This is a genomic window from Spongiibacter tropicus DSM 19543, assembly GCF_000420325.1.
Taxonomy (GTDB): Bacteria; Pseudomonadota; Gammaproteobacteria; order Pseudomonadales; family Spongiibacteraceae; genus Spongiibacter; species Spongiibacter tropicus.
This window is the reverse complement of record NZ_ATUS01000001.1, coordinates 1,650,242-1,662,295: the sequence shown is the minus strand read 5'-3', so window position 1 is coordinate 1,662,295 and position 12,054 is coordinate 1,650,242. Positions and strand designations below refer to the sequence as shown.

10 protein-coding genes are annotated in these 12,054 nt (G+C 59.3%); 5 read left to right on the top strand and 5 right to left on the bottom strand.

What is annotated here, in order from left to right:
* Positions 1 to 68: 68 nt before the first annotated feature.
* Both G411_RS21380 and G411_RS0107725 read left to right on the top strand, forming a co-directional pair.
* Positions 69 to 644, top strand: a complete 576-nt coding sequence (locus tag G411_RS21380; RefSeq protein ID WP_022958612.1) for a TetR/AcrR family transcriptional regulator — start codon at positions 69 to 71, stop codon at positions 642 to 644.
* Between the two features lie 144 nt (positions 645 to 788).
* Positions 789 to 1,205: a hypothetical protein gene (locus G411_RS0107725; protein ID WP_051151264.1), complete on the top strand. Its 417-nt coding sequence runs from the start codon at positions 789 to 791 to the stop codon at positions 1,203 to 1,205.
* On the opposite strand, the gene G411_RS0107720 is transcribed toward G411_RS0107725, so the two are convergent.
* The 4 genes from G411_RS0107720 to G411_RS0107705 form a co-directional block, all read right to left on the bottom strand.
* Positions 1,185 to 2,414 carry a methyltransferase gene (locus tag G411_RS0107720; RefSeq protein WP_022958610.1) on the bottom strand — a complete coding sequence of 410 codons (1,230 nt, stop codon included), beginning with the start codon at positions 2,412 to 2,414 and terminating at the stop codon, positions 1,185 to 1,187. The two genes, G411_RS0107725 and G411_RS0107720, sit on opposite strands and share 21 nt — an antisense overlap.
* A 38-nt stretch (positions 2,415 to 2,452) precedes the next feature.
* Positions 2,453 to 6,133, bottom strand: coding sequence for a response regulator (locus G411_RS21375; RefSeq protein WP_022958609.1), 3,681 nt, complete (start codon positions 6,131 to 6,133; stop codon positions 2,453 to 2,455).
* A 110-nt stretch (positions 6,134 to 6,243) separates the two neighbouring features.
* Positions 6,244 to 6,960 carry an SDR family NAD(P)-dependent oxidoreductase gene (locus G411_RS0107710; protein WP_022958608.1) on the bottom strand — a complete coding sequence of 239 codons (717 nt, stop codon included), beginning with the start codon at positions 6,958 to 6,960 and terminating at the stop codon, positions 6,244 to 6,246.
* Complete coding sequence (locus G411_RS0107705; protein WP_022958607.1) at positions 6,950 to 7,354, bottom strand: thiol-disulfide oxidoreductase DCC family protein; 405 nt, start codon at positions 7,352 to 7,354, stop codon at positions 6,950 to 6,952. Before G411_RS0107705 ends, G411_RS0107710 begins: the two co-directional genes overlap by 11 nt.
* A 107-nt stretch (positions 7,355 to 7,461) precedes the next feature.
* Here G411_RS0107705 and G411_RS0107700 point away from each other — a divergent pair, with 107 nt between their 5' ends.
* Complete coding sequence (locus tag G411_RS0107700) at positions 7,462 to 7,917, top strand: YaiI/YqxD family protein (protein ID WP_022958606.1); 456 nt, start codon at positions 7,462 to 7,464, stop codon at positions 7,915 to 7,917.
* Positions 7,918 to 8,029: 112 nt separating this feature from the next.
* Entirely contained in the window at positions 8,030 to 9,646 is a 1,617-nt protein-coding gene (locus G411_RS0107695) for a Na/Pi cotransporter family protein (protein ID WP_211218296.1), read from the top strand.
* Here G411_RS0107695 and G411_RS21370 read toward each other — a convergent pair.
* Complete coding sequence (locus tag G411_RS21370) at positions 9,593 to 10,696, bottom strand: MarR family winged helix-turn-helix transcriptional regulator (protein ID WP_051151263.1); 1,104 nt, start codon at positions 10,694 to 10,696, stop codon at positions 9,593 to 9,595. The genes G411_RS0107695 and G411_RS21370 overlap by 54 nt on opposite strands.
* A gap of 163 nt (positions 10,697 to 10,859) precedes the next feature.
* On the opposite strand from G411_RS21370, the gene G411_RS0107685 reads away from it, so the two are divergent.
* The gene (locus G411_RS0107685) at positions 10,860 to 12,047 is read left to right on the top strand and encodes a cytochrome P450 (RefSeq protein ID WP_022958604.1); all 1,188 of its coding nucleotides are present in this window, start codon (positions 10,860 to 10,862) and stop codon (positions 12,045 to 12,047) included.
* Positions 12,048 to 12,054 lie beyond the last annotated feature (7 nt).

Sequence of the window (12,054 nt, the reverse complement as noted above, 5' to 3'; positions counted from 1 at the left end):
ATAACGCTACATATCATTGTTGCAAAAAGCAAGCTACACTGTCGCCCCCGACAGGCGGAGATGCATTTTTGGCACATACCCAACGACGCACCCAGGCGCAACGGCGTGAAGAAACCCAAGGCAAGGTTTTGGCCTGTGCCCGCCAGCTCTTTGGTGAAAAAGGCTATCAAGGCACGGCGCTTGAAGATATTGCCAGTGAGGCCGGGACTACCATCAGGCCGATTTACCACTACTTTGGCAACAAAGAAGCGCTGTTTGAGGCAGTGACCGACAGTTATGAGCAGGAGTTGCTTGCGCGTCTGCAACAACCTGGCGCCAATGGCGAGCCTGCAGGTTTAGCTGAGTCCTGGCGCCGTTTTATGGCGATGTGTGATGTTCCGGGCTTCGTGCAGGTTGTGCTGTTCGACGCTCCCCATGTGCTGGGGCGTGAGCGGCTGCGTGGCAGCGGTGTTGTTCAGCAAGCCCAGATGCGCCTCGATGCCATGTGGCCAGATCGCCAGTTGAGTGAGCGCGACCGCGAACTCTACGCCCGTATGCTGCTTGCGGCGCTGACTGAAGCCGGCTTGATGCGCGGCGAATATCCCGACTATGACAGCAGTGCCGCCATGATGCCGTTTCTTGAAGCGCTGGATCAATTTGCCTGACGTCGCCGGTGGCCGGTTTATCGGCCATCTGGTAATTTGCGCATTTCGCAATAGTGGCCGTTCGCAAGATGGTCGCCTTGGATGTTGTTTATGAAACTACCCTTGCCAGTCCTCCGATATCTTCAGCAGCGCGCGGATCAAGTCATGCAGCGTCCACCTGCCAAAACCATTGGTGAGCGCTACCTGACTCGCTGGCATGTGATTCCCAAAAACCGCTTGTTTAACCTCTATCTGCACCACGTTCAGGCCGATGATCCCGATACGCATCTGCACGATCATCCGTGGCTGTTCAATCTGTCGGTGGTATTGCGCGGAAAGATCGATGAGACCATGCCAGAGGGACATCGCCTGTTGCGGGAGGGCAGTGTCACCGCGCGTATGTCGCGGGCTCCTCACCGCTTGGCCCTGCAATCGCCAGACAGCTTAACGCTGTTTGTTACGGGGCCTAAGATTCGGCACTGGGGCTTCTATACGGAGAGCGGTTGGGTGGATAGTCGAGAGTATCTGGCGGCCGACGGGAACGGCCGCAGTGTCAGCCAGTCATATTCCGCCGATCGCTGACGCACCTCGCCAGGCGTGAATTCGCAGGTTTCTCGGGCTTAGCTGGGGCGAGCAGAAGCGATCAAGCGCAACCGCATAGCCGTGTTCCTCAAGATAGACCACGCTGTCGAGCACACAGCGCAACTCTAGCAGACGCCGAAACATCATGGCCGCCAGTTCGCGCCGCTCCTGATCACACAGCAGCCTCTCTGCGTCGTCCAATAGTTCTTTTCGCTCTCCGTCACTGACCAGCTTGTTGGGCAGCCGATTGGCGTCGAGCTGTTGCGCCAGAAAATAGTCGAAGCCGCGTTTTGCCGCGCTGTGGGGCAGGCTGCGATAGCTCGACATCGACACTCCCCGGCGCGCCGCGAATTGCTTTGTGGCGAGGTGCCAGAGCTGCAGTTGCCGCCTTGCCTCCCGCTCGCCCTGTCGAGCTGTTGCCGTCTGTCTAACGGCCAGGCGAAGGTCGTTTGTCGATGGCGCGAGTGGAGAGGCTTTCAGTTGCGCTGAAAGCGGTACGTAGCGATCAACAAAACGGTGATAGCAGCAGGGCGACAGCAGGATTTGGGCGACACCCTGCTCGCAGCCCCGTTCCAGTAAATGTTGGTGCAGACCGCCGCAAGCGTGCAACGCAAACACCGTGTGGGCTGGACTGAGCCACTGCTCGCTGGCTCGACTGAAAATGTCGCATTGATGGAGGCGGCGCGGCTGCTGATATTTCTGCGCGCGCTGATTGCCTGCTGAGACCAGATGCTCATCTATATCCAGCCCTTCTATCGACAGTTCTGGCGACAAAAAGGGCGGCAGGCACAGTGCCTCACCGATCAGTCCTTTACCGCTGCACCATTCAACAACGCGCTGTTGCCGAGGACGCAGGCCGTTGAGAAATGCCTGGACTTGTTGCCACTTTTTGCCCGGCAGGCCGGGCGGGGGCTCGACGGCGCTCAATGCCTCTGCGCCGGGAACGTGAATCAGCCGCGCGATATCGCGGGCGGAGGAAAAGTGTAGCTGGAGCGTATTCAGCAGGGCAAGATCATCGCCCTGCAATTGCCAAACGTCGTCGTCACTCAGTCGCCGGAGCGCCTCAAACAGGGAGGCATAACGGGACTGTCTCTGAGCCGCACGGTGGTCGCGAGCATGCTCCGCCTGCCAAAGCAGCACGTGCTCCTGCAGCATCGTATCGATCTGCTGCAGGGTCTTTTGCCAATGAGTGGGAGTGGTATGCGACATGTCGGCGAGTATACCTCGCCTGCGTCGCCGGAGAGGGCTCAGCTGTTCATTTGCTGGCGAATAGGACTGGCGTGGCGGCTCAAGTGCCGTTCAAAGCAGTCGCACAGCAATTGCCACTGCTGCTGCAACTGCGGGTAGAGGAAGTGAATTTTTTCCCAGTTGTTTTCGCTGGCTGCGAGTTCCAGTGCCGCTGCGGCATCCCGCAAGGCTGTTCCCTGCAACTGGCCGCTGCTGCCTTTGAGCGCATGGGTAATACGAACGATGTCCTCAATGTTGGCCTGGGTGACGGCAGCCCGCAGCGCGCTTTGCTGCTCCCGGCTGTAGTCATTGAACATCAGCAGCAGTTTATTCAGGGTTTTCTCTTGCCCCATTACTGATTCCAGTGCCTTCGCGCCATTCCACCGTTGCTCGGGGCAGGTGCCGTCCTCCAGTGCTGGGCAGCGTTCTTGGGCTGTCGGCGCAATCCAATTAATCAGCTTGCTTTGCAGCCGCTCCGGCTCAATGGGTTTGCTGAGATAATCATCCATACCCGCTGCGCTGCATTTTTCCCGGTCGCCAGACAAGGCATTGGCCGTCAGCGCAATGATCGGGAGCTGGCGGGCGGCCTCTCCTGCCAAGCCGGCACGAATATGGCGGGTGCAATCATAGCCGTCCATGTGAGGCATCTGGCAGTCCATCAGGATCGCTGAAAAGGGTGGAGAGTCGTCATTCTGCTGTTGCTTTAGCAGTCGCAGGGCGATCTCCCCGTCTCCGGCGACCGTGACTTGAAGCCCCAGCTCGTCGAGCAGGCAGCGGACCACTTCCTGATTGACGGCGTTGTCTTCAACCAGCAGCACACGACGACCGCTCAGTTGCTCGCTGTCATACGTCGTATCGCGTTGAAGTGGGCGGGCATTCATGGGTGACGCGGTCATCGGGTCCAGCGCCAGCATCTCGCGCAGATTGGCGGTAGTAATGGGCTTGGGGTACCAGGCGTCAAAGCCCAGTGAGCGGAAATGCGTTTCAGTGCCCTCGCTGGCGATATTGCACAGCAATACGATGGGCAGTTGCGAGAGCAGCGGTTCCTGACGCAGAAACTGAACCAGTTCGGTTCCGTCCAGTCCTTCCATATAACGGTCGATAATCACCAGATCGATGTTGGCGATTTGATTGCTGCCACTTTCCGCCTGGCTCAAGGCCTGCTCACTGCTTGTGGAGCACATCACCTCGGCGCCCCAGCGTTGAAGTTGACGCGTCAGGCTCTCACGGGTGCTCTGATTATCTTCCACCAGCCAGATACGTTTGCCGGCAGCGGGTTGGCCGTCAGTTTCTGCATCGGGGCTTTTCTCCAGCGGCAGCGTCACGCAGAAGTCGCTGCCCTCGCCCGGCAGACTGGTCACGGTAATCTTCCCGCCCATGGCTTCGCAGATTTTCTGGCTGATACTCAGTCCCAGCCCCGAGCCGCCATAGCGACGAGTCGTACTCGCATCGGCCTGCGTAAATGCCGTGAACAACTGGTCCTGTTTCTCTGCAGAAATGCCGATGCCGGTATCCCGTACATGGCAGTTCAGCTGCCAATTCCGACCGTTGTTGTGCAGGCTGGCGGCGACGATAACCTCACCTTTTTCAGTGAACTTCAGCGCGTTGCCCAGCAGATTAGTCAGTACCTGGCGCAGTCTGGCAGAGTCGCCTACCACCGTATCAACCTCGATGTGGCTGACGTCGATAATCAGTTCCAGGCCTTTTTCCTGGCTGCGCAGTGACATGCTTTCGCAGACTTCTTCAATCAGCTCTCGCAGTTTGAAGGGCTGACTTTCGAGCGTCATCTTACCGGCATCGATCCGCGAGAAATCGAGAACATCATCAATGAGCGATAGCAGCGATCTGGCGCTGCTGCGGGCGATGCTGACCCGCCGTTCCTGCTCGAAGTCGAGTCGTGAATTATCCAGCAGATTCAGCATGCCAAGCACGCCATTCATCGGGGTGCGAATTTCGTGGCTCATGGTGGCAAGGAATTCGCTCTTGATCCGCGCGGCCTGCTCGGCGTCGTCACGGGCCTTGATCAAGGCCTCCGCCGCTCGCTTCTGCTCGTCAATATCCTGGAAGGAACCGTGAATGCGCAGGCAGCGGCCCTCTTCCATATCCGGATTGCCGATCACGCGTACCCACAGCGAGCGACCATCCTGGGTATGAATTTTCAGCTCTTTACTGAATGCCTCGCCGTACTTGATCGCGCGGCGAATGCCACGGCGGAAGTCGTCGCGCATGGCGTCATTGGTATAGAAGTCCTGCGTGGATACCAGGTCCGGCTCAAACTCGTCACTGACACCGCAGATTTCCTTGATCATTTCCGACCAGCGCCACTCGCCAGAGGCGACGTCGTACTCCCAGGCCCCAATGCGGGCCTGTACGCTCATGGACTCCAGCATCTCCTGCTGCCGGGCCATGGCCTGCTCGGCGCGCTGGCTGTCGGAGATATCTTCAATCATCGACCAGATCAGCTGCCGCCCACGACTGTCGTTGAACAGAATACTGTTGATGACAACGGGCATCAGACTGCCGTCCCGGCGGATCAGTGATTTGCGATAGGGGCCCATCCGACCGTCCCGGTGCAGCGTGGCAATAAAGCGCTTGTCACTTTCATCGAAATCCGGGGGCGTGATTTGCTGATAGCTGAGGTGGGCAAACTCGGCGGAACTGTAGCCCAGCCGTTCCCGCATAGCGGAGTTGGCGGAAATAAATTGTCCGGAGGAAAACTCATTGAGAACGATGCCGATCGGCGACAGTTCAAACAGACGCTCCAGAAGCTGGTTGCTTTCCTGACGTCGCTGAATCAGCCAGGAGATCGCAAAAATACCGCCAAAAATGAACAGCGATGCGGCTAGTAGCCCGAGCCGGAAAGGCGTGAAAAGCGCTTCTGCGGGCCAGCCGCCAGCAGGTGTTGCGGCCAGCTGCCAAGGCTGGCTGTAAGGCAGGCTGACCTGACTGAACACCGGGTTTGACGCGGGATCGAACAGAGACATCTTGCCCGCGATGGAGGCGCTGGTGCCTTCGCTGCTGTTAAAGGTGCGGATGGCAACGTCGAGCCTGACGCCGTGGCTGTCGCCCAGGGTGTCGCGAATCAATGAGTCGATATCAATAACGGCCGATACGGCATAGTTGGCGCCGCCTGCGGTGGGGCGACTGGCAACCGGCAGTCGAATGATAATCGCCTGACCGCCTTGTACGAGATTGATCGGACCGACGAGCTGAGGTTGGCCGCTTTGAAGGGCGCGTTGCAGGCCGGCCAGTTGTTTCGGGTGATCGCGAAAGTCCAGGCCCAGTGCGGCCTCATTGCCTTTGAGCGGGTAGACGTAGTCGAGTCGATAGTCACGGCTGACCGCCAGACTCCGCAGATTGTTCTCGCCCTCCAGCAGGGGGGCGGCATATTGATCCATCTGCGTCTTTTCAAGTTCGGGGTTCAAGCGAACGGCCGCGATCAGTGCCCTTGCCGCCTGAATATCGCCCATAATACTGCTTTCAAGGCGGGCGACGACCACACTGAGGTCTCTGCGAACGGCGTCGCGCTGGTTAAGCTGCTCGTAGCGGCTGTTGAGCATGTCGACAAAAATGGCAACGCCAACGATCAGCACCAGACAGGCGATCAGCGCGGCTTTGTACAACCATACAGGCCCGCCGGGCGTGTCGATTCCGACGCCCGTCAGCTCGCGCTGCCCCGGTTTGTATTTGCCTAAGCCCATGCTCTCTCCGCTCTGAGTGCCCGCCCCAGTCTTCCCGGCCGGGGGATTGGCAGACATTCATGGTAGGTGTGACTCGCTGAGTGGCAAATGCGTATTTTCCACTCGCGGGGCTACCAGGCGATGGGTTTTCCCGCCCAGTCTAGATAGCTTAGCTGCCCGTCGGGGGAATGCGCATCGCAGAGCGACAACAGGCGCTCTGCCACAAACTCGGGGGTGAACAGGGCGTCGTCGGCGACGGAATGTTGAAACGGTGCTGACAGTGGGCTGTCAGTGGTGCCGGGGTGGAAGGCGATAAGTTTGATATTCTTGGCGCGCCGGCTGAATTCAATGGCCGCCGTTTTCAGCAGCATATTCAATGCCGCCTTGGACGCGCGGTAGCTGTACCAGCCGCCGAGCTGATTATCCGCAATGCTGCCGATACGGGCGCTGAGGACCGCAACGGTGCAGGGCGTCTTTCCGCGCAGCAGTGGCAGCAGTGGCAGCAGGGCCTGCAGCCACATCGCGGGAAGGATGCTGTTGCTGAGAAAACGCGCCTGCAATGTGGTCGATGACAGATCCTCTAGGCGCTTTTCGGGCATGGCCTGCTCGTCATGAAGGACACCATTGCAGATAAAAACCCGGCGCCAGTGACAATTCAGTTCACGCAGCGCGTGGATGGTATCGGCAATCTGGGCATCACTGTAGTCGCATTGCAGCCAGTCGGTTTGGCCGCTTGCAGGGCGGCGGCTGATGGCAATAACGCGGTGTCCACGTTGATGCTGGGCGCGGATGAGGGCCTGGGCGATGGCACTGCTGGCGCCGACAACGAGTGTTGCCTCATTTGCCATGGCGGGGGAGGTTTTCGCAATGGCTGGTGCAGCGCGGCTGCCCGGTGAGGTAGCGCGAGAGGGTATAGCGATGGCGGGCAAACCAGCGATAGCCGATATCGGCAAACCAGCGGATTACCGGCCAGCGCAGCGCGGCCATCCACCGGTGTTTGCCCACGACTTTCCACGCCAGACAGCTGACATCCAAGCCGTAGAGCATTTCCCCGGTATTCGTCTGGCCGTGCAGAATGCGATTCGCGGCAATCGGATCGATATGAGGGTAGCGGTCGCTGAAGTCAGCGTGATTGATATCTTCAAAGATCAGCCGGGCGCCGCTATCCAGCTCGGCAAGGCGCCGCATTTCTGCAACGCAGAGTGGACAGCGACCGTCGTAAAACAGGGTAAGACTCGTCATAATCCCTCCAGCGTCAGCAATAGTGTCTGTACGCATCATCTTTGCATAGCGATGAGTTCGGCGCAGCCATTGTCCAATCGCTGCCGGGTGAATGAAGGAGAGAGCATTTGAAAATCTGGGTGGATGCCGATGCCTGTCCGGTGGTGGTGAGGCAGATGTTGTTTCGGGCCGCTGAACGAACCGGTGTGACCGTGACGCTGGTGGCAAACCAGTCGCTGCCCGTGCCGCCGCTGCCACAGGTGAGTTGTTTGCAGGTCAGCAGTGGCTTTGATGTTGCCGACAATGAGATTGTAAAACGTTGCGAGCCCGACGATCTGGTGATCACCAGCGATATTCCTCTCGCGGCGGAGGTCATTGCCAAGGGCGGTATGGCGCTGAATCCGAGGGGCGAGCGCTACACCGAAGACACGATCCGCAGCCGTTTGAATATGCGTGATTTTATGGAAACCCTGCGCGCATCGGGAATTCAGAGCGGCGGTCAGAATGCCTACGGCCAGCGTGAAAAACAGGCGTTTGCCAACGAGCTGGACCGCCTGCTGGCGCGTTACCACCGTACAGGGTAGGCATATCTACGGGACGTTTCCGGGGCAGAAACGCCGCACAATATCCTGCCGTCACCCTGCAAATGTCGGGGTGTAGCGCAGAAGTCGTGCCGACGAAGGAGGACAGGCAATCTTGAATCAGTGGATGGAGCTGGCCGGAGGGCTGGGGCTGTTTCTGGTCGGCGTCATATTGATGACCGATGGTTTGCGGGCCGTGGCCGGAGAGCTCATGCGACGGGCCCTGACACGCTTTACTCACAGCCCGGCGTCGGGGGCTCTCAGCGGTGCGGTAAGCACGGCAATTCTTCAGTCGTCCAGCGCCACAACCGTGGCCGCAGTCGGTTTTGTCGGCGCGGGGCTGCTCAGCTATCCCCAGGCCCTGGGGGTCATTTTCGGCGCCAACCTCGGCACCACCATTACTGGCTGGATGGTTGCCCTGCTGGGCTTCAAGCTCGATTTGGCAACACTGCTGCTGCCGGTTGTTCTGTTGGGGGCGCTGCTGCATCTGTTCGGGCGAGGACGAACGCGCGCGGCCGGCCTGGCGGTGGCCGGTTTTGGGTTGATCTTTGTCGGCATCGATGTGATGCAAAGCGGTATGGCGGGCCTTGAGGGCAAGCTCACGCCGACCGTCTTTCCTGACAACACCTGGCTTGGGCGTCTCCAGCTATTGGGTCTGGGCGTGCTGATTACCCTGATTACCCAGTCTTCGAGCGCCGGGGTCGCCACCGCCATCACCGCGGTACACGGTGGGGCGCTGGAGTTTGAGCAGGCGGCCGCGCTGGTGATTGGTATGGATGTGGGAACAACTGCAACTGCCTTGTTTGCTACGCTGGGCGGCTCGGCTGACACTCGCCGCACCGGCTATTCCCACGTCGTTTACAATTTGTTTACCGGGCTGATGGCGTTCGTTTTGTTGCTGCCTTACGTTGCCCTGTGGCAGTGGCTTTCGCCCGACGCGATCTATCAGCAGGCCGAGTTGGCACTGGTTGGCTTTCACAGCCTGTTTAATCTTCTGGGTGTGCTGCTGGTACTGCCGCTGGCGTCTCAGTTTGCGCGGCTGATGCTGTGGCTGGTGCCGCCGCCAGAGGACGCATTCACCGAGAATCTGGATCGCCAACTGCTGCGCGACCCCACGGTTGCATTGGAGGCCGTGCGCCACAGCCTCGGTCGGATGTTCACGGCGCTGCTGCAGTACACGGTTGCGCTATCGCGTAATCAGCCGTCTGCGCAGCCAGAGCGGCACCGGGAATTGGGGGATGCGATTGAACGCTGCCAGCGCTTTGTCGATGACATCCACCTGCACCCTACCGACCAGCAGGAGTGGCAATCGCTGCTGGCCTGTATGCACATGATCGATCATATGCAGCGTCTGCATCATCGCTTGGCCGATCGGGAAACGGCGCAGCGCTGGCAGGACAAAGGGCCGCCGTTACATTCGGGCGTTGTTTTTGACGATGGTTGTCGGCAGCTGTTGAAAACGGTGACGAGTGAGGACTGGGCGGCGGCTGCAGAACAGGCTGTGGCTTTCGCCGCGCGCTGTGAGCAGGATACCGAGCAGGCGCGCGAAGCCCTGATGGTCGATATTGCCGAAGGGCGCGAGAATACCGTAAACGGTGATCGGTATCTGGATGCCCTGCGGTGGCAGCGACGCTCGGCGCGACACATGGCCCGCAGCCTGTCTTACTACCAGCGCCTGTCAGGGCTTTCTCCCTACCTGCCGGCCAGCGGCGAACGCCAAGAGTCGCTGTAGCTGCTGGTATCCGTCCGAGCCCAGTCGTTGTTCCAGTTGCGCGCTGTGGCGCGTCTGGCGATGCTCCAGGCAGTCGGCGCAGGCCTGCAACAAAGTCTCTGTCGACAGGGCTGAAGAGGTCTGCGTTGCAGGCGGGGCCGCGGTTTCAAAGAGTGCGCTGTGCAGCTGGTTTACCGCATTTGTGAAGCGTTGATACGCGGCTTCACCGAGTCCCATCTGCAGGACGGATTCGAAGTTATCCATCACGGCGACCGCATCGGTCACCAGCGCTTTACCGCTCTCGCTTAAAACCAGCCGTTGGCTTCGCCCGTCATTGGGGTCGCTGCGGCGTTCGATATATCCCAGTTCACTCAACTGCCGCGCCACGCGGGAAATTGCCTGACTTGAGACCGCATTCAGGGCGGCGATATCGCCGACGCTGCTGCCCTCGGGATCTATACAGGCCAGTACCTGACCGTGGGACATCTGCAATCGGTCGTAGCCCCGTGCCATCGTCCCCTGCATCAGGCTGCGGTGAATGCTGCGGTTCAGCAGGCCGATCAGCAGCGGAAAGTTCAAGCCACCCGCCAAGCCTGCCGGTCGTTGCTGGGCGAAGCCGGGCAGCCCAAGCTGCTCACACAGCTCAAGCGAAAACTGGCCGAGATACTCTACCGCTTCGTCGCCGATCAGCGCTTTGAATTCCTCGTTAATACCGCGCATCGCTTCGTCGGCAACGGCAATCAATGCTTCGCCGCGCTTGCTCAGAGCGATCTGCTTGGCGCGCCGGTCATCGCTGTCGCTTCGGCGCTCGATATACCCCGCCTGTTCTATCGGCCGCAGGCTTTGCAGGCAGAGTTGTTTACTCATTGCCAGTCGCTCCGCCAGTTCGGTCAGGCGGTGCGGGCGCTGGGCCAGCAGGCTCATCGGCGCGGCAAAGTGCATGGCCAGGCGATCAAATCCCCGGTCTTCCAGCGCCTGCATACTACGCTGCTCGCAGTAGTTGCTGAGGTGGTTCAGGCGGCGCAGGGGATTATCGCGAAAGCGCTGCAGTGCAGAGTGTTTATCGGGCATGGCCAATTCGGTCTGGGTTGATGTGGGTGTGCGCGGCGTATTGTAGCCGGGCTGTTCGATAAATTAATGTAACATATATTTATTAAATTGCATTAAGTGTATTTACCTTTCGGGAGGGGCTGTGCTAGCGTTGATAAAAAATAAGCAATAACAGGAGCGCAGCATGACCGCGGTGGAGTTCAATCCCTATTCCCACGCTGTTCACGAGGACCCCTATCCCTACTACAAACGCCTGAGGGAGGAAGCGCCGGTGTATTACAACGCCGAGCACGGCTTCTGGCTGCTGTCGAAGTGGGAAGACTGCTTCAAGGCGTTTCGCGATTTCAAAACCTTCAGCAGCATCAACGGCCCCGCGCTGGAGTCTGATCAGAGTGCCTCGGCGGGCTACCCGATGTTTATCAACATGGATCCGCCGGATCACACCCGCATTCGCAAGCTGCTGTCGGGCCTGATGGTGCCGCAGCGCATTGCCCGACTCGAGGACTACACCCGTCAGAAGGCGCGTTCGCTGCTGGAACCGTTTCTTGTGAAAGGCGAGATGGACCTGATCAAGGATTTCAGTGCCATCCTGCCGATGGATGTGATCTCCACCATGATCCACGTGCCCGAGTCAGAGCAGGCCATGGTGCGCGGTTGGGCCGACGATCTGATCTTCCGCGAGGACGGCCAGTTCGGCCTGAGTGAGGCCAACATCAATGCCTACTTTAATCTGGCGAAGTATTTCGATGAGCTGGCCAAGTCGCTGGCCGACAAGCCCTACGATCCCGAGGACATGTTCAGCTGCGTTCTGCAGGCGGAGAAAGACGGCAAGATGACCCACGATGACATCATCGGCTTCGGTATCTTGCTGGCGGTGGCGGGCAATGAAACGACCACCAAGCTGATCGGCAATATGGGCTTTCGTCTGTGGCAATTCCCCGAGCAGCGCCAAATCCTGCTGGACGATCCGGCGCGGATCGGCGACGCGGTGGAGGAAACCCTGCGCTTTGACGGCTCCACGCAAATGATCGGCCGCACCGTAATGCAGGATGTGGAAATTCGCGGCCAGCAAATCAAGAAAGGTGAGCGCATCGGTATGTGCATCATCTCGGCGAGTCGCGACGAAGAGCGCTATGAAAATGCCGATATCTACGACGTGACGCGGGGCGCCCGCGATCACATGGCTTTTGGCGCGGGCATTCATTCCTGTCTGGGTGCGGCTCTGGCGCGCCTGGAGGTGCGGGTGTGCTTCGAAGAGCTGCTTAAGGTCATGCCCGACTACGAGCTGGATATGTCGCGCAGCGACCGCACCCACAACCCCAATGTGCGCGGCTTTACCACGCTGCCCATGCGTTTCACACCCAGTCGATAAGCGAGGT